General features: G+C 60.7%; 17 protein-coding genes. 16 read left to right on the top strand and 1 reads right to left on the bottom strand.

The genetic code is table 11. The features are described 5' to 3' along the window. Positions 1-6: 6 nt before the first annotated feature. The 13 genes from tssE to NTD86_RS12730 all read left to right on the top strand — a co-directional run bounded on the left by tssE (position 7) and on the right by NTD86_RS12730 (position 16,635). On the top strand, positions 7-417 hold the full coding sequence (tssE, locus tag NTD86_RS12790) for a type VI secretion system baseplate subunit TssE (protein WP_262202706.1): 411 nt from the start codon (positions 7-9) through the stop codon (positions 415-417). Between the two features lie 73 nt (positions 418-490). Beyond that, entirely contained in the window at positions 491-2,272 is a 1,782-nt protein-coding gene (tssF, locus tag NTD86_RS12785; protein ID WP_262202704.1) for a type VI secretion system baseplate subunit TssF, read from the top strand. Beyond that, a complete protein-coding gene (gene tssG, locus NTD86_RS12780) occupies positions 2,236-3,240 on the top strand; it encodes a type VI secretion system baseplate subunit TssG (RefSeq protein ID WP_262202702.1) in 1,005 nt (334 codons plus the stop codon). The genes tssF and tssG overlap by 37 nt, the downstream gene beginning before the upstream one ends. Positions 3,241-3,246: 6 nt before the next feature. Further along, positions 3,247-5,847 carry a type VI secretion system ATPase TssH gene (gene tssH / locus NTD86_RS12775; protein ID WP_262202701.1) on the top strand — a complete coding sequence of 867 codons (2,601 nt, stop codon included), beginning with the start codon at positions 3,247-3,249 and terminating at the stop codon, positions 5,845-5,847. 10 nt (positions 5,848-5,857) lie between these two features. Further along, positions 5,858-7,366 carry a sigma 54-interacting transcriptional regulator gene (locus tag NTD86_RS12770; protein WP_262202700.1) on the top strand — a complete coding sequence of 503 codons (1,509 nt, stop codon included), beginning with the start codon at positions 5,858-5,860 and terminating at the stop codon, positions 7,364-7,366. A 67-nt stretch (positions 7,367-7,433) separates the two neighbouring features. After that, positions 7,434-7,574, top strand: a complete 141-nt coding sequence (locus tag NTD86_RS12765; RefSeq protein ID WP_262202698.1) for a type VI secretion protein — start codon at positions 7,434-7,436, stop codon at positions 7,572-7,574. Between the two features lie 17 nt (positions 7,575-7,591). Next, positions 7,592-8,791 carry a type VI secretion system-associated FHA domain protein TagH gene (gene tagH, locus NTD86_RS12760; protein WP_262202697.1) on the top strand — a complete coding sequence of 400 codons (1,200 nt, stop codon included), beginning with the start codon at positions 7,592-7,594 and terminating at the stop codon, positions 8,789-8,791. A 5-nt stretch (positions 8,792-8,796) separates the two neighbouring features. After that, positions 8,797-9,294, top strand: coding sequence for a type VI secretion system lipoprotein TssJ (gene tssJ, locus NTD86_RS12755; protein WP_262202696.1), 498 nt, complete (start codon positions 8,797-8,799; stop codon positions 9,292-9,294). 2 nt (positions 9,295-9,296) lie between these two features. Further along, entirely contained in the window at positions 9,297-10,628 is a 1,332-nt protein-coding gene (gene tssK / locus NTD86_RS12750; protein WP_262202695.1) for a type VI secretion system baseplate subunit TssK, read from the top strand. A gap of 5 nt (positions 10,629-10,633) precedes the next feature. Further along, the gene (gene icmH, locus NTD86_RS12745) at positions 10,634-11,503 is read left to right on the top strand and encodes a type IVB secretion system protein IcmH/DotU (protein WP_262202694.1); all 870 of its coding nucleotides are present in this window, start codon (positions 10,634-10,636) and stop codon (positions 11,501-11,503) included. A gap of 13 nt (positions 11,504-11,516) precedes the next feature. After that, complete coding sequence (tssM, locus tag NTD86_RS12740) at positions 11,517-15,035, top strand: type VI secretion system membrane subunit TssM (protein WP_262202692.1); 3,519 nt, start codon at positions 11,517-11,519, stop codon at positions 15,033-15,035. Further along, positions 15,035-15,754 (top strand): PP2C family protein-serine/threonine phosphatase, encoded by a 720-nt coding sequence (locus tag NTD86_RS12735; protein WP_262202691.1) that lies wholly within the window; start codon positions 15,035-15,037, stop codon positions 15,752-15,754. Before tssM ends, NTD86_RS12735 begins: the two co-directional genes overlap by 1 nt. Further along, positions 15,751-16,635 carry a serine/threonine-protein kinase gene (locus tag NTD86_RS12730; protein WP_262202690.1) on the top strand — a complete coding sequence of 295 codons (885 nt, stop codon included), beginning with the start codon at positions 15,751-15,753 and terminating at the stop codon, positions 16,633-16,635. Before NTD86_RS12735 ends, NTD86_RS12730 begins: the two co-directional genes overlap by 4 nt. Positions 16,636-16,709: 74 nt before the next feature. Here the strand turns inward: NTD86_RS12730 and NTD86_RS12725 are convergent, their stop codons facing one another. After that, positions 16,710-19,418, bottom strand: a complete 2,709-nt coding sequence (locus NTD86_RS12725) for a LuxR C-terminal-related transcriptional regulator (RefSeq protein WP_262202688.1) — start codon at positions 19,416-19,418, stop codon at positions 16,710-16,712. A gap of 202 nt (positions 19,419-19,620) precedes the next feature. On the opposite strand from NTD86_RS12725, the gene NTD86_RS12720 reads away from it, so the two are divergent. Genes NTD86_RS12720 through NTD86_RS12710 form a run of 3 tightly spaced genes read left to right on the top strand, consistent with a single transcriptional unit; the run spans position 19,621 to position 23,131 of the window. Then, positions 19,621-20,583: a thiamine pyrophosphate-dependent dehydrogenase E1 component subunit alpha gene (locus NTD86_RS12720; protein WP_262202686.1), complete on the top strand. Its 963-nt coding sequence runs from the start codon at positions 19,621-19,623 to the stop codon at positions 20,581-20,583. Between the two features lie 11 nt (positions 20,584-20,594). Continuing rightward, entirely contained in the window at positions 20,595-21,614 is a 1,020-nt protein-coding gene (locus NTD86_RS12715; RefSeq protein WP_048367731.1) for an alpha-ketoacid dehydrogenase subunit beta, read from the top strand. A 2-nt stretch (positions 21,615-21,616) separates the two neighbouring features. Beyond that, on the top strand, positions 21,617-23,131 hold the full coding sequence (locus NTD86_RS12710) for a 2-oxo acid dehydrogenase subunit E2 (RefSeq protein WP_262202684.1): 1,515 nt from the start codon (positions 21,617-21,619) through the stop codon (positions 23,129-23,131). Positions 23,132-23,135 lie beyond the last annotated feature (4 nt).

Here is a 23,135-nt window from a genome sequence, read left to right as displayed (position 1 = left end):
CTGGGCATGAGCGCATATGGCAGCCTTTTCGAACGCTTGGCCGGCGACGTGGATAAACGCCGTGGCTTGAGTCCGCTTGCCAGCGCACAGGCGTCCGTGGCCGCCCATTTGGCAAAAATGCTCAGTACTCGGGCGGGCAGCGTGCAAACGCTGCCCGACTACGGGCTCCCCGATTTGAACGACATGCGATTGAGCCTGCATGACGCGCTTTCACAGGCGCGCGTGGCCATCGAAGTATTTATTGAACGGTATGAACCGCGTCTGAGCCAGGTCCGGGTGAGCGCTTTGCCCCGACACGGCGATCCGCTTCGGCTCGCGTTCAGCCTCGACGGCTGGCTGGTGGTGGAGGGGGCCCGGCGACAGGTCAGTTTCACTGCACACCTTGATGGCAGTGGCCAGGTCAAGGTGACGACTTAAGGTCGTCCGATCGTGACGTTCAATCCCTTGTATTTCCCCTATTTCGTGCCGTCGACAACTAACAGGTAGCGTCGTGTCCTTTAACCATTACTACCAAAGCGAACTCACTGCATTGCGCCAGTTGGGCAGCCGCTTCGCTGAGCGTAGTCCTGCGTTGGCGCCGTTTTTGGGCCAGGCTGGTCGCGATCCGGATGTCGAGCGGTTGCTCGAAGGGTTTGCCTTTTTAACCGGGCGCCTGCGACAAAAACTGGACGATGAACTTCCCGAACTGAGCCATTCGTTGATGCACCTGTTGTGGCCCAATTACATGCGGCCCCTCCCGGCGTTCAGCATGTTGCAGTTCGACCCCCTGGATCGTCCAGGCCCAGCGCAGCGGGTCGAACGTGAAACCCGCGTTGCCAGCAAGCCGCTTGACGGGGTGAGTTGCCAGTTCAGAACCTGCTACCCCACCGACGTGCTGCCACTGGCCCTGGTCGACCTGAAACACTCGGTCAACGGTGAAGGCTCGCTGCTGAGCCTGCGCCTGGACATGACCTGCGACGGCCATCTTGGCGAGCTTGCGCTAAGCCGCTTGCGCTTGCACCTGTCAGGCGAGCGCTACATCAGTCAAATGCTCTACCTGGGCCTGCTGCGGCATCTAAACAGCATCACCGTGGTGCCGCTGGATGCCAATGGTACCGCCCTGGAGGCCAGTGAAAGCCTGGCATTCAACCTGGCCCCCGAGCATGTCCAGCCGGTGGGGTTTGCCGAAGAAGAAGCGCTGATCCCGTACCCGCTGAACACCTTTCGCGGGTACCGCTACTTACAGGAATATTTCGCCTTTCAGGACAAGTTTCTGTTCGTTGATCTCAGTGGCCTGGAACGGCTTGCCACGCTGGCGCAAGACACCCTCAAGCAGGTTCGTGGCCTGGAGTTGCGCTTCGATATCCGTCAAAGCGGCACCCAGCGCCTGCGACCGACGCTGGATAACGTGAAGCTCTATTGCACGCCCGTGGTGAACCTGTTCCAGCACGATGCAATGCCCGTACGCCTGGATGGCAAGCAGGATGAGTACCTGCTGATGCCCTCAAGGCTCGACCTTGAACACTGCGCCGTGTTCTCGGTCGACAACGTGTCTGGCTGGCGCGTTGACGGGACCGGGTCCCAGCGTTACGTGCCGTTCGAGTCATTCGAACACGACCCCAGTTTTGATGTGGCCGCCGAACAGAAACATTACAGCGTCCGTCAGCGCACGGCTTTGCTCCATGAAGGGCTTGATACCTACCTCAGTTTCGGCGCTCGCCAGCCCGAGGCCGGCGAAACCCTCTCGATTGAATTGACCTGCACCAACCAGAACCTGCCACGGCGCCTTGGTCAGGGCGATATTTGCCTGCCCAGCGAAGGGACGCCCGAGTTCCTGGTGTTTCGCAACATCGGGCCGGTAACGCCCAGCTACGCACCGCCGCTCAACAGCGACTTCCTCTGGAAGCTGATCAGCAACATGTCGCTCAACTATCTGTCCCTGGCCAACGTCGATGCGCTGAAGGTGATTCTCGAAACCTACGACTTGCCCCGCTACTACGACGAACACGCCGAACGGGTCAGCAAGAACCTGCTGAACGGCCTCAAATCCATTCGCCATGAACACGTTGACCGCCTGCATCGCGGCCTACCGCTGCGTGGTCTGCGTACCGAACTGAGCGTTGACCCCAAGGGCTATATCGGGGAGGGCGACCTGTTCGTTTTTGCCTCGGTGCTCAACGAGTTTTTTGCGCTTTACGCCAGCCTCAATTCGTACCACGAACTGCGGGTCCACAGCACACAGGGAGAGACTTACCAATGGACACCCCGCATGGGGCTGCAGCCCCTGCTTTAAGCCCATTGGCCCGAAGCATCCGTGAGTACTCACTGTTTCAGGCCGTGCTGCTGGTCATTGACCACCTGCGTGAGGGCAATACGGAACTCTGCGAAGACGAACTCTACGACCGGCTGGAGTTTGTGGTGAACCCGAGCCTCGGCTTTCCGGGCTGCGACGTTGACGCGGTGGAGTACTTTGTCGAGCACGGACAAACCCGTGCGCGCCTGCGCTTCAACCTCATGGGGCTGATGGGCTCGGCTTCTCCGTTGCCGGCCTTCTACGGGGAGCAAGCGCTGGGCGATGGCGACGACTGCAACACCACGCGGCAATTTCTGGACCTGTTCAACCACCGGTTGCAGCGGCTGCTGCTGCCTATCTGGCGCAAGTACCGCTATCGCACCCGGTTCAGCAGTGGAGCCAATGACCCGTTTTCCAGCCACCTGTTTGCCCTGATCGGCTTGGGTGGCCGCACCATTCGCGACGCTAAAGAACTGAACTGGAAGCGCTTGCTCCCCTACCTCGGGCTGCTGAGCTTGCGTGCGCATTCGGCGGCCCTGATCGAATCGGTGCTGCGTTACTACTTCAAACACGCCGAACTGACGATTGAGCAGTGCATCGAGCGCCGAGTCGAGATTCTGCAAGAACAGCGCAACTGCCTGGGGCGTGCCAACCACCAGTTGAGTGAAAACCTGGTGCTGGGCGAGCGCGTGCGCGACTGCAGCGGCAAGTTTCGTATCCACATACGGCAACTGAGCTGGGAGCGTTTCCATGAACTTCTGCCCATCGGCGCGGGGTATCAACCGCTTTGCGCGTTGGTGCGATTCACCCTGCGTGATCCGCTGGATTACGACATTCGACTGGTGCTGCGCCACGAAGAAGTGCGCGAGCTACGCATTGCTGAACACAACGCTTGCCGACTCGGCTGGACCAGCTGGCTGGGCCGCGAAAAAGCAGACGGCGTAGTCACTCTCGGAAAAGCCCATTAAGGAATTTTGGCCATGATCAATGTAGACCTGCAACAACTGATACAGGCACTCGATGCCGACTCCCGCCGCGACCTTGAGGGCAGTGCGGAGCGCTGCGTCGCCCGGGGCGCGAGCCAGGTACTGGTTGAAGACCTGTTGTTGCAATTGCTGGAGCGGCCTGACGGCTTGCTGGCGCGGGCGCTGCTAGACGCACAGATCGATGCCGGCCAGTTGAGTGCTGCCTTGCAGCCGCGCAGCGAAAGCAGTGCGTCGCGCAACCCGGTGTTTGCGCCTGAGCTGGTGCAATGGCTGCAGGACGCATTACTGGTGGCCAGCCTTGAGTTGGGGCAAAGCCAGATTGATCAGGCAGCCTTGATTCTCGCCCTGTTGCGCAACCCGCTGCGCTATGCCGGGAGCCGTTATCAAACCTTGCTGGCCCCGCTCGATATCGAACGCCTCAAAGGCTTTGCCCTGGCGCAACAAGCGCCCGTCGCCAACGCTCAGGCGCCCACCTCGGGCGAGGCGCTCTTGCCGCGCTTTACCCACAACCTGACAGAGCAGGCACGGGATGGGAAACTCGACCCGGTGCTGTGCCGTGATGAAGCGATCCGCCAGATGATCGACATCCTGGCTCGTCGGCGCAAAAACAATCCAATTGTGGTGGGCGAGGCCGGTGTCGGTAAAACCGCCATCGTTGAAGGGCTGGCCTCGCGAATCGCCGCCGGTGAAGTTCCGCCCGTACTGCTCGGGGTTGAGTTGCTCTCGCTGGACATGGGCCTGTTGCAAGCCGGTGCCAGCGTCAAGGGTGAGTTTGAACGCCGGCTCAAAGGCGTCATCGACGAAGTCAAAGCCTCGCCCAAGCCGATCATTCTGTTTATCGATGAAGCCCACACATTGATCGGCGCTGGCGGTAATGCCGGTGGTTCGGACGCGGCTAACCTACTCAAGCCTGCATTGGCCCGGGGCGAGTTGCGCACCATTGCCGCCACGACCTGGGGTGAGTACAAAAAATACTTTGAAAAAGACCCGGCGCTGGCTCGGCGTTTTCAACCGGTGCAGTTGCATGAGCCAACAGTCAGCGAGGCTGTGACCATTTTGCGCGGGCTGGCGCAGGTCTATGAAAAAAGCCACGGTATTTATCTGCGAGACGACGCGGTGGTCGCTGCGGCGCAATTGTCCGCCCGTTACTTGGCCGGGCGTCAGCTACCCGACAAGGCCGTGGATGTGCTCGATACCGCGTGCGCACGAGTACGTATCAGCTTGGCTAGTGCGCCGCAAAAGCTTGAGCAACTGCGCGGTGAGCTGGCCGAAGGCGGGCGTCAACGTCAGGCCATGCGCCGTGATGCTCAAGCCGGGTTGCTGATTGATCAGGCCGATTTGCTAGCGCTGGAAGAGCGTTTGGCTCAGGTCCAAAGCGAGCAGCTTGGCCTTGAAGCCCGCTGGGTCCAACAACGCACGTTGGCCGAGCGCTTGCTGGCGCTTCGTCAACAACTGGCCGAGGCGCGTGATAGCGACGCGGCCAGCGCGGACGACAGCCAAGACGTGACCGCACTGGAGGCCGACCTAGAGCAGACCCATAGCGCACTGAGCGAGGCCCACGGCCTGGAGCGACTGGTCAGCTTTGAAGTGTGCCCGCGACTGGTGGCTGAAGTGATCAGCGCCTGGACGGGAGTGCCCGTGTCGCAATTGGCGCGCGAACACAGCGCCAAGGTCAGCAGCTTTGGCGCTGACTTGAGCGCCCGCATTCGCGGCCAGGAGCAAGCTGTCCATGCGCTGGATCGCTCCATGCGCGCCACGGCCGCAGGTTTGAACAAGCCAGACGCCCCTGTGGGGGTATTTCTGCTAGTAGGCCCGAGCGGGGTCGGCAAGACCGAAACGGCGCTGGCCCTGGCCGACCTGCTGTATGGTGGCGAACGCTTTGTCACCACCATCAACATGTCTGAATTCCAGGAAAAGCACACCGTCTCGCGCTTGATCGGTGCGCCTCCTGGCTACGTCGGCTATGGCGAAGGCGGCATGTTGACCGAAGCCGTACGGCAAAAGCCGTACTCCGTGGTGCTGCTGGATGAAGTCGAAAAGGCCGATCCCGATGTGCTCAATGTGTTCTATCAAATCTTCGACAAGGGCGTGGCCAACGATGGCGAAGGGCGCGAGATCGACTTTCGCAACACCTTGATCCTGATGACCTCCAACCTGGCCAGCGAACGTATCAATGCACTGTGTGCCAACGGCGCGCGGCCGAGTGCCGAAGACCTCGAACAGAGTATCCGCCCGTTGCTGAGCAACCATTTCAAACCCGCCTTGCTGGCGCGGATGCGGGTGGTGCCGTACTACCCGGTCAGCGGCCCGGTATTGCGGGAATTGATCGAAATAAAACTCAAGCGCCTGGGTGAGCGCCTGCAGCGACGTCAACTGGCGCTCAGCTACTGCCAGCGACTGGTCGATCACCTGGCCGAGCGCTGTACCCAAAGCGACAGCGGTGCGCGCCTGATCGACTACTTGCTCGACACCCACGTACTGCCCCTGATCGCCGACCGCCTGCTGGACGCCATGGCCCAGGCGCAGACCCTCAAGCGTGTGCACGTCACCCTCGATGCTCGGGCCCATGTCGTGTGTGAGTTTGCTTAAGGTGGAGCCGATGTTTGCTCAGGTAGCGGACCCTCTGGCGTATGCCGAGGCGTTACTCAAGCACTTTGCCAATGTGGCTCACTGCACCGACAGCGCCAGTGTGCTCGGGCAGTGCGCGCGTGCGCTAGCACAGCTCAGTGGCTGTGAATTGAGCCAGTTGTACTTGCTCGATGCGACCCACGAGCGCCTGGAACTGACCGCCGAGTGGTTTGACGGGCAGGTACAGCCCAAGCGTGCGCAGGCGCTGTCGACTGATTACACCGGCCAGCAACTGTTGCAGTTTGCCGTGTGTCAAAACCGGGTTGTCTGTGTCGACGATCTTAGCGAAGGGCTCTACGACACCGACTTTTTGCCTGGCCAGAAGCAGCCCTGGCGGGCGTTGTTGTGCGTGCCACTGCTCAATGCTCAACAGACGGTCGCAGGGGTTTTGCTGGTGGCTACTCGCCAACGGCTTGCGCTGTCGGCCTATGCGCCGTCCATTGGGGTTTTCGGGGCTTTTGTGCGGGAGCAACTTCGCTTGCATCAGCATGACGTCTCGCCAGAATCCCCTTCAGGCCTCAAGGCTGGCATGCCTGGGCTGATCGGTACAAGCCGGGTCATGCACCAGACATATCACCTGATCAACAAAGTGCAGCACAGCGCCTACACCGTGTTGCTGACCGGGGAGACCGGCACAGGCAAGGAAATCGTGGCCCGGGCGATTCATGACGGCGGCCCGCGCAGTGCCCGTCCCTTTGTCGTGCAGAACTGCGCAGCGTTCCCTGAGGCCCTGCTGGAAAGCGAGTTGTTCGGTTACCGCAAGGGAGCTTTTACCGGCGCCGACCGTGATCGTCCCGGACTGTTCGATTGCGCTGACGGCGGCACCTTGCTGCTGGACGAAATCGGCGACATGCCGCTGCCGTTACAAGCCAAGTTATTGCGGGTGTTGCAAGAAGGCGAGATCCGCCCACTGGGATCGAACCAGACCCACACCATCGATGTGCGAATCATTGCCGCCACCCATCGCGACCTCGCGCTGTTGGTTAGCCAAGGGCTGTTTCGCGAAGACCTCTATTACCGCCTCACACAATTCCCCATCACCTTGCCTGCTCTGCGTGAGCGCGAGGGCGACATCCTCGATCTGGCCCGGCATTTTGCCGATCAGACCTGCACGTTCCTACAACGAAAACCGCTGCTCTGGTCTGAATCGGTGCTGGAACTACTGGTGAGCTATGCCTTCCCCGGCAACGTGCGTGAGCTCAAAGGGCTCGTCGAGCGCGCGGTTTTGCTATGCGAGGGCGTGGAGTTGCAGCCCGAGCATTTCTCGCTGTCCAGCCAAGCGTGTTCCAGCCCAGGCAACCTCAATCTGCGCGAGCGCATGGAGCAGGTTGAACGCACGTTGCTGCTCGACTGCCTGCGCAGGAACGCCGGAAACCAGACCCGCGCCGCCCATGAGCTAGGCGTTGCTCGGCGCACGCTGTTGTACCGCCTTGAACGCCTGAATATCAGTTTGGACGATCTAAAACGGAAGACCTCATGAGGCGCCTTTCATTGTTTCTTTTTGCCTGGGTCAGTGCGCGCACGGCCCACCTTTGGAGTCCCACCTGATGGCTGCTCGTCTCTGGTGCGCTGTGTTGCTGACTTTCGCCGTGCTGTGTGGCGCAAGCGGGTGCAGTGCCAATTACAAATTCAACGACAACAACTATCGCCCATTGGGTGATCCACAAGCGGTCAATCGCGGTAAGTGACCGTAAGGAGCCTCATTTTGGAACTGATATTTGACCTGCTCGACACAAGGTTGCGCGATGCCACGCAGGTCCTGCGCAAAACCTTTACAGAGCATGGCGGCACGATCGGGCGCAATCCGGCGTGCGATTGGGCGCTTGTTGACAGCTCAAGAAACGTCTCCAATTACCACGCGCACATCAGTTATCGGGACGGGACCTTCTTTTACACCGACACCAGCACCAACGGCAGTCGTTGCAACCGTTCAGAACTCTGGCTGAGCAAGGGTCAGGCGCACCGTATTGCCCATGGTGATGTCTTTTTTATGGGGGACTTCCAGATCCGTGCCCAACTGGAGCACGAGCTGCAAGCGATGCTGGAACAAGTCGGGCGACCGCAACCGGCGGGCAGCATCATCCCTGATGATGCATTTTTAGCGATGGACCCGCTGGATCCGATCACGTTGCCCGCTGCTGTGTTCGCCGTACTGGATGAACCCGAACCCCTGCATGGCCAGTCTTCAGACTGGGAGCAGCGTGTCGACTTCGCCCAGATCGATCACGAAAACCTGCGGGTTCCGCATCTGGTTCAAGCCCCGAAGGCACCTTTGTCCGACCCGGTAGCAGCCGCTGGTCCTCTTGGCGACGAGGCTTTCTGGTTGGCCTTAGGCGCAGAGCTGGGCGTCGATCTTACGCAGCAATCGCGTGAAAACCGCGAAGCGCTGGCACTTAAGGCCGCCAGGTTGCTCAACCACTGCATCGGCGGTTTGCAGCAGAGCCTGTGGACCCGCAGCGAGCTGAAAAACCAACTGCGCCTGGCCCGTACAACGACCCCGGACACCCGTCAGAACCCCCTCAAGGCCAGCCACGATACGACCGAGGTCCTGGGCTGGTTGCTGACCCCACAAAAGCCGCATCAGCCCTCGGCCGAGCACGTGATCGGGCGCGCATTCCGTGACGTGCAGGCGCATCAGGTGGCCTTGGTGAGCGCCAGCCGTGCAGCGATTCGCAGCAGCCTGGAGCACTTCTCCCCGCAACAACTGGTTTTGCGCTTTGAACGCGACGGCTACCGTCCGTGGCTCACAACCAAGGCCAGCCATTGGCGGGCGTTCAGCCGCTATCACCGGGCCCTGCAGCAAGACGATGACTGGTGTGAGCGACTGTTGGCCCGGGACTTCGCTCAGGCCTACGACGTGCAAGTGCGCATGATTTCCACCCTCCACAATGACCCTCAAGGATGATGCGCATGTCGCGTACTACCCCCTTTTACTTCAACGTGCTGCTGACACTGACGGTGTTGCTGCTCAGTGGATGTTCGGCATTGTCGCCTTACTCCAGCCTCACCAAGCTCGATCTGAAGTTAAGTGCCAGTGACCAGGTCAACCTCGACCTCAATGGTCGCCCGTCCCCGCTGGTTGTCCGGTTGCTGGAACTCAAGCACCCGGTGGCCTTCGAGAACGTTGATTTCTTCAGTTTGTATGAGCGGCCAAAAGCCTCGCTTTCCCCCGATCTGGTCACCAGTGAAGAGCTCGAGTTGCGCCCGGGCGAGAGCCTTGATCTCAAGCTCAGCGTCGAACCGGGCAGCCGCTATGTTGGCGTGTTGGCGGCGTATCGCGACCTGCCGCAAACGCAATGGAGGTATGTGGTTCCGTTGCTCTCGGGTGACCTGAACCAAGCTCATTTGGTACTCGACCAGGCGGGTATCCATAACGCCGATCGGGCCTTGGCAGAGGCGGATGAATGAGCATGAGCGCACACAAAGTTATCTGGCGCGAAGGCATGTTGCTGCGCCCGCAGCACTTCCAGCAGAGCGATCGCTATTACGACTATCAGATGAAAGCTCGCACCCAGTTATTGGGGCGCTACACCTGGGGGTTTCTGGGGCTGGACATCGACCCGCAGTTTCTCAACATGGGCAAACTGGTGATCAGCCAGGCCTCGGGCGTGTTGCCCGACGGTAGCCTGTTTGAGTTGGGCGGCAGCACCCAGGCCTTGATTCTGGATGTCCCGCGGCACACGGCCAATACGCCGGTTTACTTGGCTTTACCGTTGGTCACGGGCAATCGCATTGAAACCCGGCGCCTGGACCAGGGTGATGTGCTGGCGCGCTACACCGCGTTCGACCTTGAGGTGGCTGACTCAAATGCCGGTGACGACGCCAGCAGTCAGGTTAGTTGTGCCCGCCAGGATTTCCGTCTGCTGCTGGGCGAGCAGCAGAGCGATCAGACCTGCGTCAAACTGCAGCTGTGCCAGATCCTCGACACCACCTCCGATGGTGTGATTCGGCTGGACGAGCAATTCGTCCCGACCTTTATCCATGCCCATGCTTCGGGTTACGTCCTGTCGTGCCTAAAGGAAGTCATCAGCATGATCGGCAACCGGGGCGAGGCGCTGGCGCAGCGCATCAGTTCCAATGGCAAGGTCGGTGGGGCAGAGGTCGGTGACTTCATGATGCTCCAGCTGATAAACCGCACCGAACTGGTGTTGCGCCATTATTTGAGCCTGGAGCATCTGCACCCCGAAGAGCTGTATTGCTCGTTGCTGGCAATGCTGGGTGATCTGGCGACCTATGGCAGCGAGAGCAAGCGCCCGCAGTTGCGCGGGGTTTACCAGCACAGCAACCAAGGGGAGAGCTTTCGCACCCTGATGGACTCGATTCGTCACGTGCTGTCGATGGTGCTGGAGCAACACGCCATGGAATTGGCACTTGAACAACGCCAATACGGGGTGCTGGTGTCGCCGCTGACCGACCATAAACTGCTCGCCACCACCTCCTTTGTGCTGGCCGCCCAGGCCCATTGCGACAGCGAAGAACTGCGTCATCGCTTGCCGTCGCACCTCAAAGTCGGGGCTGTCGAAAACATCCGCCAACTGGTGAACCTGCACTTGCCGGGTTTCAAGGTCAAGCCCTTGCCCGTAGCGCCTCGGCAGATCCCATTTCACTCCAACAAAACCTATTTCACCCTCGAATTGGGTAACGAAGAGCTGGCACAACTGGAGCGTTCCGGTGGGTTTGCCTTTCATGTCTCGGGCGAGTTTTCAGCGCTTGAGCTGCAATTTTGGGCCATCAGGAACTGACCGCCATGCGTACGGATTCGCAACACCCAACCGATGACAATACGGTGATGGTTTTTCGTGATGGTGAAGCGCCTGCGACAGGGGCTCTCACTGACGCGCAGGCCCCGCCAAAAATCGAGCAACTTGAAGAGCGCATGATCTATTCGGCCCGGGTGAAGCCGGCTGAATCGTTCAGCGTCAGCGTTAACCCGCTGGTAGCCGCCGCCAGTGAAGTGTTGTCGTACGTGGTGCATATCAAGCACAGCACCACCCCCGAGACACTGGTTGGCCTGCATGGCCAACTCACCGCCGCGCTGAAGGCATTCGAGGCCAATGCCCTGTGCCGTGGCGTAGACAGCCAGCACATGATGAAAGCCCGTTACGTCCTGTGCACGGTGGTCGACGAGGCCGTGGTGACGACCCGCTGGGGCAAGGAAAGCGATTGGTCGCAACACAGCCTGCTCAGCAGTTTTCATAACGAAACCTTCGGTGGTGAGAAGGTCTTCCAGGTGCTCGATCAGCTGTGTAAAGACCCGGTCTACAACCTCTCGTTGTTGGAACTGATTTACCTGTGCCTGGCCCTGGGGTTTGAAGGCAAGTTCCGGGTGATCGAGCGCGGTATGCATGAACTCGACGGCATTCGTGATGCCCTGTACCGGCAAATCCGGCATTTGCGCGGGGATGTTCCGCGTGAGCTTTCCCCTCACTGGCAAGGGCTCAAGTCGCGCCGCCACAGCCTGACCCGCATCGTGCCGGGGTGGTTGCTGGCAGTCTTCACGGCGGGCTGCCTGGTGGTCATGTTTTCGGGGTTTGCTTGGGTCTTGAGTGAACAGCGCGACGTTGTGTTGCAACCGTATCAACAGCTCGACACTCCGGTTGTCCGACCGCAGTTGTAATTAGGAATAGGTCATGAAAAACGTACTGAAAAAGGTGGGCGCCTTTGTGTGCCAGACCTGGCTGTGGACGCTGCTACTGTTGCTCGCCGTTGCGCTGCTGGTGTGGTGGATCGGGCCGCTGCTGGCGGTCAATGATCATAAGTTTTGGGCCGACGCTACGGCGCGCCTGCTGACCATCAGTGGGCTGTGTCTGATCTGGGGCCTGGTCATGGTCTTTGTGAGCTGGCGCGCCGGTGTGCGTAAAAAAGAGGCTGAAGACAGCGAGGTCGGCAAAGAGCGCGAGCGCCGCGAAGCCTTGATCAACGCCTCGCACAAAGAGCTGCGGGCCCGCTTCAAAGACGCGTTGCGTACGCTCAAGACGTCCAGTGTGTACCGCGGGCGCAGCGAGCGCTGGCGCAATGAGCTGCCCTGGTATTTGTTGATCGGCCCTAAAGGCAGCGGCAAAACCAGCTTGCTGGATTTCTCGGGGCTGGATTTCCCGCTCAACAAAATTGATCGCAAACTCACCCGCGATACCAGTGGTACCCGTGATTGCGACTGGTACTTCGCTGAAGACGGCGTGTTGATCGACACCGCCGGGCGGTTTCTGACCCAGGACGCCACCGCTGCCGATACCAGCAGTTGGCGTACTCTGCTTGAGTTGCTGCGCAAGCGTCGGCGTGTGCGCCCGCTTAATGGTGTAGTGGTGACCTTGCCAGTGGATGCGTTGCTCGCCAGCGATGAAAACAGCGTCTCTGACCTGGCTGAGCAGATTCGTCTGCGCCTGCAAGAAGTGCATCAAACCCTGCACGTCGAAGTGCCGGTTTATCTGGTGCTGAGCAAGGCCGATAAGCTGCTGGGCTTCACCGAATTTTTTGAACAGCTGACCCGTGAAGAGAGCGACCAAGTGTTTGGCGCCAGTTTTGCCGAAGGGCAGAGCGGTGCCGACGTGTCCCTGCTGCGCGCTGAATTCGAATCATTGCTGGGGCGACTCAACAGCCAAGTCATCACGCGTATGCATCAGGAGCGTGATAGCCAGCGACGCGGGCGTATCCTCGACTTTCCGCATCAACTGGGCGGTATTGGCGAGCGCCTGTGTCTGTTTGTCGACATGGCGTTCACGGGTAATCGCTACCAGCGTGCCAGCCCGCTGCGCGGCTTTTACCTCACCAGTTCGCCGCATGTGAAACAAAAGCTGGACCCGACAACAGCCGAAGTCGGCGCCCGGCTCGACATGAAAACCCAGGTGCTGCCGACCTTGCACAGTGGTCGCTCGCACTTTGTGCATCATCTGTTAAGCCGAGTCATTTTTCCCGAGGCTGAACTGGCGGGGCTCGACAAGCGTGAGCGGCGACGACTTCACTGGGGCCAACGCGCCATGTACCTGGGGGCGCTGGCGGTGCTGGGTGGCATGGGTGTGCTGTGGACGGCGAGCTTTTCAAGCAACCATGAACGCCTGGATAAACTACGTGAACTGGCCCAGCAATGGGGCAAGCAGCGCTCCATGCTGAGCTCGCGCGACGATGCGCGGGCGATCCTTGGCACCCTCGATACCCAATATGCCGCGACACGGGTTTTCCCGTCGCTGATCGACGTCTCATTGTTTGAGCGCACGGGGCTGTACCAAGGCGGCGCCAGCCATCCGGTGGTCACTCAGGCCTACGAGCGCGAGCTCCAGGCCCAGTTATTGCCACGGGTTGCCCAGCAGCTTGAGAGTCAGATTCGCGCCAACCTCAACAACCGTGATCGTCTGCTCAACAGTGTGCGCGCCTACCTGATGCTGGGCATGCCGGAACGGCGTGACAATGGCTGGCTGGCGGCCTGGGTCGCGACCGATTGGTCGGCGCGTTACCCCGGCAATACCGCCGTGCAGAATGGGCTCAATCAGCACTTCGCCAGGCTGCTGGGCCTCACGGTCAATTACCCGCTCAACGACACCCTGATCGCCCAGGCACGCCAGGCCTTGCGCAATGAGTCGCTGGCTTCGGTGGTGTACCGCATGTTGCGGGAACAGGCGCATACGTTGGCTCCCTACCGTTTCGATCAGCATTTGGGGCTGCAGGGCAGCGTATTCAGTGGTGCGGATTATGCGATCCCGGGGTTCTATACCCAGCAAGGCTACAGGCAATACTTCTCGGTTCAGGGCGCGGCGCTGGTCACTGAAATCCTGCGGGACAACTGGGTCCTGGGCGAGGGCAGCGCCATCAGTGCCATGGACTTGCGCAAGCTGATGGTCGAGCTTGAGCAGTTGTACTTCCGCGATTACGCCACGCACTGGAGCGAGGCCGTCGGCCAATTGGCGTTGCAGCCGTTCAGCACCGCCCTCGAAGGTGCCGAGCAATTTGCCGGGCTGACATCGGCCAACTCGGCGGTGCTGCATTTGCTGATCCAAGTGCGGGAAAACACATACTTTCCGAGTCTGATTGAGGCGCTTGAAACACCGGCCGAGGCTGGCGAAAAAGCCACTCAAAAACTGGACGCCGTGGCGGCCGCAACCGCGCAAAAAGCCTCGGATGCCTTGGCGGCAAGCCTGCCCGATACCGCGAAAAAAGCCCTTCAGCGTCGCTTCGAGCCCTTGCACCGTTTACTTGATGACAACGACGGCCCGGCGGCAGACCTCACGCCAGCCTTGCTGGGGCTTAACGATGTGCAACTGCAACTGGCCAGCCTGGCGCGCGCCAGCACGCCGGATCAGGCCGCCTTCGAAATGGCCAAGTCACGCATGACCGGCCAGCGCGATGCACTGAGCCAACTGCGCCAGGCCTCGCAGCGCCTGCCCAGCCCGCTTAATGGCTGGTTCAACGGTCTGGCCGAAGACACGTGGCGCCTGGTACTCAGCGACGCCTATCACTTTATCAATCAGCGTTATCAGCGTGAGTTGTACAGCTTTTACGTGCGGGCGATAAAGCAGCGTTACCCGTTCAACGCCCACAGCAGCAGCGACGTCGCTCTCAATGACTTCCGTGAGTTCTTCCGCGGGCAAGGTATCAGCGACCGCTTTTTCGACACCTACATGCGGCCTTTCGTCAGCGGTGAGGCGGGAAATTACCGTTTGCGCAGCTTGGACGGGCAAGGGTTGCCGATGGGCAGGACCTATCTGGAGCAAATGGCGGCGGTCCAAGTCATTCGGCAAAGCTTCTTCGCGCAAAATCCGGCAGAGCCGCAGGTGCAATTCACCCTCGAACCCTACAACCTGGACTCCAGTGTCAGCCGTTCGGAGTTCCGCTTCGGCAACCAGTCCATCGAATACCGGCATGGTCCGATTGTACCGGTCACCTTGCAGTGGCCTACCGAGGCCGAAAACGGTCGCACCAGCCTGGTCATGGAAAAGGCGTCCGGACGCCCGGTCGGTATCGAAAAAAGCACCGGTCCCTGGTCGTTGTTTCGCTTGTTGGACTTGATGCAGACCGACTACCTGAGCGGTCGCGATGTGATGGTCCTCAAGGCCGACGTAGGCGGGTTGCGCGCCAATTACCTGTTGATGAGCCAGCGCACGCCCAACCCGTTTGACATGGACGTGCTGCGCAGCTTGCGTCTGACTGAGCAACTGTGATGGCGCAGTGGCGCAGTGCAGCCGGAACAGACCAGGGCAAGGTGCGTAGGCGCAACGAAGATGCCATTCTCGATTGCCCGCAGCATGGGCTTTGGGCCGTGGCGGATGGCATGGGCGGTCATCGGGCGGGCGATGTCGCCAGCCAGTTGATCGTGACCAGCCTGGGGGAACTGACACAGCCCCAGACCTTTGAGCAGCGTCTGGTTGCCGTGCGTAATTGTCTGCATTGGCTCAATCGCCGCATGGGCCAGGAGTTGACGATCAATGCTCAGCAGGCGGATACCCTGATGGGCAGCACCGTGATCGCGTTGCTGCTCGAAGGCCCGCGCGGCGCGTGTGTCTGGGCGGGTGACAGCCGTTGCTACCTGTGGCGCGGGCAGCAGTTGTACCAATTGTCACGGGACCATTCGCTGCAGCAGCAACTGATGGATGAGCAAGCCATGAGCAGCGAGCAGGCGCTCGCTCACCCAGGCGCCCGTGCGCTGACCCGCGCGGTGGGCGCCAGCGAGCATCTGAGCCTGAGTGTGGTGGAATTCGAGGTCCTGCCGAGCGACGTGTTTTTGCTGTGCAGCGACGGGTTGTACCAGAACCTCAGCCACAGCGAGATCGGCAACGCCTTGAGCCTGATCTCCCCGCAAGTGGCGCTGGCGCGAATGTTTGATGGCGTGCTGCGAGGGGAGGCCCGCGACAACTTCAGCGCCGTGGTGATCCGCCAATGAGCGAGCTAGCACACCCCGTGCAAGCACCGGCGGCCCCCTTGGCTTTTCGTACGATGCCGGACGTACTTGGCGGACGTTACTGCATCGAATGCCTGCTGGGCGCCGGAGGCATGGGCACGGTGTATCGGGCACGTGATCTGCTGGCGCAACAGTTCGGTGATCCGCAGCCTTACGTCGCGCTCAAAGTGCTCAGCGAAGCCTATGACCAGTCGCCGGATGCCAGCGCATTACTTTTCAATGAGTACGCGCTGATGCGCCATTTGCATCACCCCAACGTATTGCGTCACTTCAGTTTTGACGTCGATACAGCGCACCAGCGGGTGTTCGTGGTGATGGAGCTGTTGCGCGGTCCGACCCTTGACCGTCTGTTGTGCGAACACCCGTTGGGCCTGACGTGGCCTGCCTTGCGTGACATTGCCTTGCCATTGCTTGAAGCCGTGGTGCATGCCCATGGACGGGGCGTGCTGCACGGTGACATTAAACCGAGCAACGTCTTGCTCAGTGACGACGGTGTGCGCTTGTTCGACTTTGGCCTGGGCCGGGCCGAGGCGGGGACGCTGGACGGGCTGGCCCATGTGAGTCGAAATCGGGTCAACGCCTGGACCCCGGGTTACGCGGCGCCTGAGATCCTTGAGGGCGCGGCGTTGACCCGCGCTGCTGACATCTATGCGCTGGGCTGTGTGCTGTATGAACTGGCCAGCGGCAAACATCCATTCAACCGGATGCCCGCGACCCACGCCCGGCCAAAGCGCCCAAAAAATCTACCGCGACACGTGTGGCGGGGGGTACGAAAAGCCCTGGCCCCTGATCCCGGAAAACGCGGTATCAGCGCAGCGCAACTGCATGAAGCGCTGGCGACCAAACCGGGGTTTTGGGGGTGAGGACTGATTTCGCCCTGATCCTAATCTGTAGCGAGCTTGTCTCGCGATCTTTTGATGGCTGAAAGGCCGCCGCATTACTCAAGCAAACTCAGTTTCTGCGCCCGGGTGATCGCCTGGATACGGCTGGTGACGTGGAGTTTGCTGAACAGGTTTTTGAGGTGCCATTTCACGGTTTCTGCCGAGATATCAAGGCTGCGGGCAATCTGTTTGTTGGCCTGGCCCTGGGCAATCAGTCGCAATATCTGCAATTCACGTTCACTCAAGCTCGGCTCAGGGGGCTGGAGTTCTTGCGGGCCGATGTGCGTCTCGAGGTTTTCCAGCAGGCTGCGCAGGTACTCCGCCCCCTCGCTGCGGGCCGTTTTTATGGCTGCTTCAAGCAGTGCTGGCATCGCTTTACCGGCATCCAGCAAGCTGCGTCGCAGGTTTTGCCGACATGCCAGGTTCAGCACCGGCTGCAAGATGTGCAGGGCGCCTGACGGGTCGTCCGGCCACAAGGCACACGCCAGCGCCGCCCGGCTGCGAACCGCGCGCAGCAGTTGGCCCTGGCGCTCATCGTCTTGCAACAGGGCTTGCCACAACGAAGCCGCCACGGACCAGTTCTTTTGTGCCGCGAGGATATGACAGTGGGCTTCGGTACGCGCACGGTTGATCTCGGCATGCGTGCGCTGCGGGTCCAGCGCTTCAAACTGCGCTTGCAACTCCAACGCCTGGGGCAGTTGCTCACACGCCAGGTGAATACGGATTTCCTCCACCAGCAACCAGGCTTGTAAACGCGGCCATCGGCGCAAGGTGGCCAGTTGTTGTGCATGCTCCAGCAGGTAACGGGCCTGAGTCGGCTCACCCACCAGCAGCGCCTGGCGCGCCAGGCTCGCATAGGCACCAAACAAGGCATCCAGCGGAGCAATCGCATCGATCTGGTCTAAACGTGGTGTCACCAGCGTTTGCAGGTCTTGCCACTCGCCGCGCTCGTACTGCAATTCGCCCAACAGTGCCGCCAACGTCGCGCTACCACTCGATTGCGGGCCAGTCAGGTCTTGCGCCGGGGTCAGCGCGAGGCGGTAATACTGCTCGGCACTGTGCAAGTCCGCTTGGCGAAAGTGGCTCAAGCCCAGCACATAGGCCCGGTACACCGTCACGAACAGGTTGTGCGAGGGTGTGGTCGGGCAGGGCATGTGGCGCTGCACCGCTTGCGCCCGGGGGTAATGGCCCTGGGTCATGTAGCCATAACTGAGGATGTTGCAGATCAGCCCGTCGACCCAGGTATCGCCGCAAGGTACGTGAGCCAGCAACGGCTCGACGCGTTCGATGCTCTGGCTGATATGTTCGGCGAAGGCTTCGGTAATGGCACCGATCACTTGAAATTTAATGTGCAGTCGAGCGTTGAGCTGCGACGTGCTGAACAGCGGCCGCAGGCTGTCGAGCAAGCCGCGAGACGCGGTGAAATGAAAGTGATGCCCCAACGCCCAGGCCAGGTTCAGTTGCAGGTCGATGCGTTGCTCGTCCAAGGGTTGGCTGGCCATTTCCGGCATCTGCTGCAACCAGCGCACCAGCGTATCGACATCACCTTCCTCGGCCAGCGACTGCGCGCCCTGAGGTGCGAAATCATTGCGGCTGCCAAGCTTGCCGGCCGCCAGCGCGTGGCGAATCGCCTCGGCCCAGTAGTGGTGCTGGGCCAGCCAATTGCTGGCCCGCTCATGCAAATGCATCACCGCAATATCACTGTGCTGCAAGCGCTCGTTGAGGGTTTCGACAAACAGGGCGTGGTAGCGAAACCAATGCCCCTGGCTGTCCAGCGAGAACAGAAACAGGTTGTGGCGCTCAATCTCGGCCAGCATGTGCTCGGCGTCGTCGCGCTCGGTGACGGCATTGCACAGCGAAGGCGTCAGGCGCCCGAGGATCGAGGTTTTCAACAGAAACTCTTGTAGCCGCACCGGCAGCGGCGCCAACACCACGTCGTAGAGGTAGCGCCCGATCTGCCGACTGCCCAGATGCAGACGGTTGAGGTTGCGCAGCGGGTCGCTGGGCGCCAGTGCCGCCATTTGAATCCCGGTGATCCAGCCTTCGGTCAGGTTCAGTACCCGTTGAAGCTCGGTGGCGGGGAAGCGCTGAGGGTTGGCACTGGCCAGGTAGTGTTGGGTTTCTTCGACGTTGAATCGCAAGGCGTTGGTGTCGATCTCAAGCAACTGATTGTGCGCCTGCAGACGGCTCAGCGAGAGCGGCGGAACGCTACGGCTGCCCACTAGCACGTGAAAACACTCAGGGGCGTGCTGCAGCAATTGCTCAAGGTCGCTGATGATCCCGGGGTGATTGACCAGGTGCAGGTCGTCGAGCACCAGATAGAGGGCGTTTTGCCGGGGCAGCATCAGGTTGATCAACTCCCGGATAAACCGGCTGTCTGCCAGCGTAAGGCTCTCTGTGAGCGCATCCACAGGCGTCAGCGGCTGGCCACTGGCATGGCTCAAGGCTGCCAGCAGATAGCGGCGAAAAGTCTGCGGGGTGTCGTCTTGTTGATCCAGGCTCAGCCACGCCACGCTGTGGCCCTGGTCGAGCAAGCACTGGCGCCATTGCCCCAGCAACGTAGTTTTGCCAAACCCGGCCGGGCCGCACACCAGCGCCATGCAGCGCCCTTGCATCAGGCTGATTTTATCCAACAGGCGTGTGCGCGCCAGCACCGTACCGGCTGATCGGGGCGGCACCAGTTTGGTGCCGATCAGGGGCAAGCCGTGGTCAAGACCAAACGCAGTCTGACGCTCAATCGGGTTGGAAAAATTAGCCTGGGTCATTGTTGTTATTTATCCCTCTAGCGTTTTGATGACGCCGTCCCTGGGGGGGTTAAAGAATACCCCCCAGAGGCGGGAATCGCGCCCCCCCATCCGGGTAGTTATGGCTGCGACTTTAGACTCTTACCGTAAGGGAACGCCATCGTCGTTCACTACAAGGTGTTCGATAAATCCAATAAAAAAGCCAAGACAAGAGGGCGAACCCATGTCGCTTAGCAAGTCAGAACTGCTTAAGGCCTACCGCAAAATGCGCGAAATTCGCGTGTTCGAAGAGCGCCTTCACCAAGAGAACACTTCCGGTGATATCCCCGGTTTCATTCACCTTTACTGCGGTGAAGAGGCGATTGCGGTAGGGGTTTGCGAGAACCTCAAAGACACCGATTACATCGGTTCTACACACCGTGGACACGGCCATTGCATTGCAAAAGGTTGTGACATTCACGGCATGATGGCAGAAATTTTTGGCAAGGATTCAGGCCTGTGCCGAGGCAAGGGCGGGTCGATGCACATCGCCGATTTGAGCAAAGGCATGCTCGGCGCCAACGCCATTGTCGGTGGTGCGCCACCTCTGGCCATCGGTGCAGCCCTGACCGCCAAAACCCTGGGCAACCATGGTGTGGCTGTTTCGTTCACGGGGGATGGCGGCTCCAACCAGGGTCTGGTGTTTGAGGCCATGAACATGGCCGTGGTGCTGCAACTGCCGGTCATTTTCATGTTCGAGAACAACGGCTTCGGCGAAGCCACCGGGCATGACTATGCGGTGGGTGGGCGCAATATCACCCAGCGTGCGGCAGGCTTCGGCATGCCGGCGGTCAAGGTCGACGGCACAGACTTCTTTGCCGTGCATGAAGCGGTTGCCGAGGCCGTCGAGCGCGCCCGCAACGGTGGCGGCCCGACCTCTATCGAGGCGGTGGCCCATCGCTGGTACGGCCACTTTGAAGGCGATCCGATGCTGTATCGCGCAGACGGCGAAGTCGAGCGTCTGCGCCAGGAAAGCGATCCATTAAAAATCTTCAGTCAACGCGTTGCCGGTCAGATTTCCCCAGAAGAACTGCAAGCCATCGACGACGAGGTCACTGCCTTGGTCGATGACGCCGTGGCCAAGGCCCGTGCGGCAGATTTCCCTGCGGTAGAAAGCTTGCTGACCGACGTCTACGTGTCTTACTGAGGAGTTGAACCATGGCAATTCGTACTTATCGTGAAGCGGTCAAAGAAGCCCTGGCTCAAGAAATGGCGCTCGATGATCGTGTGGTGCTGATCGGCGAAGACGTGTGCGGCGGTCAGGCCGGTACTGCAGAAGTGGGCAGCAAAGGCGAAGCGTTCGGCGGTGTGCTGGGCGTGACCAAAGGCTTGTGGACCGAGTTCGGCTCATCGCGGGTCATCGATACTCCGATCACCGAGTCGGCGATTATCGGCATGGCGGCGGGTGCAGCAATGACCGGTCTGCGCCCGGTGGCCGAGCTGATGTTCATGGACTTTTTTGGCGTCTGCCACGACATGCTCTACAACCAGGCGGCCAAGTTCCGCTACATGTTCGGCGGCAAGGCCAAGGCGCCAATGGTGGTGCGCGGCATGATCGGCGCGGGCTTCTCGGCCGCCGCTCAACACTCGCAATCGCCGTACCATATTTTTGCCACCACGCCGGGCCTCAAAGTAGTGGTTCCATCGACCCCTTACGACGTCAAAGGCTTGTTGATCCAGGCGATTCGCGACGACGACCCGGTGGTGTTCTGTGAACACAAAGCGCTCTATGACATCAAGGGCGAAGTGCCCGAAGAGCCGTACACCATCCCGTTTGGCGTGGCCAACTACACCCGCGAAGGCACCGACGTGACCATCATCGCCCTGGCGGCCATGGTCCACAAAGCCAACCAGGTGGCCGACAAACTGGCCGCTGAAGGCATCTCGGTCGAAGTGGTCGACCCGCGTACCGTGTCACCGCTGGACGAAGATGGCATTCTCGAATCTGTAACCTCCACCGGCCGCGTGGTGATTGTCGACGAGTCCGCCGCGCGCCTGGGTTTTGCCCACGACCTGGCCGCCTTGATCGCTACCAAAGCGTTCTACCAGCTCAAAGCGCCGATCATCATGGTCACTCCGCCGCACACCCCCGTACCGTTTTCGCCGGTGTTGGAGCAAGCCTGGATTCCGAGTGTCGATCGCATTGAAGCCGCTGTCCGCAAAGTGATGGAGGCCTGACCATGAGCGAGATCAAAATCATCGAGGTGCCAAAATGGGGCCTGTCGATGGAAGAGGGCACCCTCAATAACTGGCTGATTGAAGAAGGCGACACCTTCAAACAGCATCAGGAACTGTGCGACATCGAAACCAGCAAAATCTCCAACGTGCTGGAAGCACCGTTTGATGGCGTGCTGCGGCGCAAAGTGGCCCAGCCCGGGCAAACCCTGCCGGTGGGCGGCTTGCTGGGCATCGTGGCCGATGCCTCGGTGAGTGATGCCGAGATTGATGCGTTTATCGCTCAACGCGGCGCGGCTCCGGCAGCCACTGCGGCACCTGAAGCGGCCACCCCCGCGCCTGCTGCCCCGGCCCCTGCGGCCGCGGCGGCAAAAGCCCCGACGCCCGCGCCAGCCCCTTTGGCCAAGACCACCCACGGTTGGCAAGTACCGCACGCCTTGCTTGGCGACAGCGCCGAAACCGTGTTCGCCACGCCGCATGCCAAGCGTCTGGCCAAAGAATTGGGCATCGACTTGGCGCGTGTCAGCGGCACCGGCCCGCAAGGGCGAATCAGCGTGACCGACATCGAGCAGGCCGTGAAGGACCACGGCGGCAAGGTCGCGACGTTGCAACCGGCGCACCGGGCCGAGGGGCCAGCGCGCTCGCGGGCCGATGACAGCCACATCGTGGCCACGCCGGTGGCTCGCCGTTTGGCGGCCAAGCTGGGCGTCAACCTCAACGATTGCCGCGTCACGGGCAGCCGTGGCCGGGTCAGCAAGGCCGACGTGCTGGAAGTCAACGCCGCGCAAAATCCAGTGCTGGCTGCACCTGCACCCGCCGCTGCGCAGGCGCCCGAAGCGGAAGTTCTGCCCATGAACGGCATGCGCAAAGCGATTGCCGCGCGCTTGCAAGAGTCCAAACGCACGGCACCGCACTTCCGCCTGCAGGCCGATCTGGACCTGGAAGCGCTGCTGGCGCTGCGCAGTGAAATCAACGCCTCGGCGCCGGCGGTCAAACTGTCGGTCAACGACCTGCTGATCAAGGCCGTTGGCCTGGCGCTGGTCAAAGTGCCGGACGTCAACGTGCAGTTCGACGAAGCTCGCCAAGCAGTGCTGCGCTTCAGTGACGCGGATATTTCGGTGGCCGTGGCACTGCCCGGCGGTTTGATTACCCCGATCGTGCGTCAGGCCAACCGCAAGAGCCTGTCGAGCATCTCCCAAGAAATGCTCGACCTGGTGACCAAAGCCAAAGCGGGCACGCTCAAACCCGAAGAGTTCCAGGGCGGCACCTTCAGCATCTCCAACCTGGGCATGCTCGGGGTCAGCCAGTTCGACGCCATCATCAACCCGCCGCAAGGGGCGATTCTAGCCATTGGCGCAGGCGAGCAGCGGGTGGTCGCGCACAACGGCCAGCCCGCCGTGCGCACGCAAATGACCGTGACCCTGTCGTGTGATCACCGGGTGATAGACGGTGCGCTGGGGGCGGCGTTCCTCAAAGAACTCAAGCGCCTGGTGCAGACCCCCAGCCTGATGATGCTCTAGGAGC

This window comes from Pseudomonas sp. 7P_10.2_Bac1 (genome assembly GCF_025465935.1).
Classification (GTDB): domain Bacteria; phylum Pseudomonadota; class Gammaproteobacteria; order Pseudomonadales; family Pseudomonadaceae; genus Aquipseudomonas.
This window is presented reverse-complemented; position numbering and strand designations above follow the sequence as displayed.

What these genes read in the sequence shown, in the direction of transcription:
- tssG (WP_262202702.1), top strand. Translation starts at nt 2,236, where the DNA reads ATGGACACCCCGCATGGGGCTGCAGCCCCTGCTTTAAGCCCATTGGCC.
- icmH (WP_262202694.1), top strand. Translation starts at nt 10,634, where the DNA reads ATGCGTACGGATTCGCAACACCCAACCGATGACAATACGGTGATGGTT.
- NTD86_RS12710 (WP_262202684.1), top strand. Translation starts at nt 21,617, where the DNA reads ATGAGCGAGATCAAAATCATCGAGGTGCCAAAATGGGGCCTGTCGATG.
- NTD86_RS12765 (WP_262202698.1), top strand. Translation starts at nt 7,434, where the DNA reads ATGGCTGCTCGTCTCTGGTGCGCTGTGTTGCTGACTTTCGCCGTGCTG.
- NTD86_RS12720 (WP_262202686.1), top strand. Translation starts at nt 19,621, where the DNA reads ATGTCGCTTAGCAAGTCAGAACTGCTTAAGGCCTACCGCAAAATGCGC.
- NTD86_RS12770 (WP_262202700.1), top strand. Translation starts at nt 5,858, where the DNA reads ATGTTTGCTCAGGTAGCGGACCCTCTGGCGTATGCCGAGGCGTTACTC.
- tssK (WP_262202695.1), top strand. Translation starts at nt 9,297, where the DNA reads ATGAGCGCACACAAAGTTATCTGGCGCGAAGGCATGTTGCTGCGCCCG.
- NTD86_RS12730 (WP_262202690.1), top strand. Translation starts at nt 15,751, where the DNA reads ATGAGCGAGCTAGCACACCCCGTGCAAGCACCGGCGGCCCCCTTGGCT.
- tssJ (WP_262202696.1), top strand. Translation starts at nt 8,797, where the DNA reads ATGTCGCGTACTACCCCCTTTTACTTCAACGTGCTGCTGACACTGACG.
- tssE (WP_262202706.1), top strand. Translation starts at nt 7, where the DNA reads ATGAGCGCATATGGCAGCCTTTTCGAACGCTTGGCCGGCGACGTGGAT.
- tssM (WP_262202692.1), top strand. Translation starts at nt 11,517, where the DNA reads ATGAAAAACGTACTGAAAAAGGTGGGCGCCTTTGTGTGCCAGACCTGG.
- NTD86_RS12715 (WP_048367731.1), top strand. Translation starts at nt 20,595, where the DNA reads ATGGCAATTCGTACTTATCGTGAAGCGGTCAAAGAAGCCCTGGCTCAA.
- NTD86_RS12735 (WP_262202691.1), top strand. Translation starts at nt 15,035, where the DNA reads ATGGCGCAGTGGCGCAGTGCAGCCGGAACAGACCAGGGCAAGGTGCGT.
- NTD86_RS12725 (WP_262202688.1), bottom strand. Translation starts at nt 19,418, where the DNA reads ATGACCCAGGCTAATTTTTCCAACCCGATTGAGCGTCAGACTGCGTTT.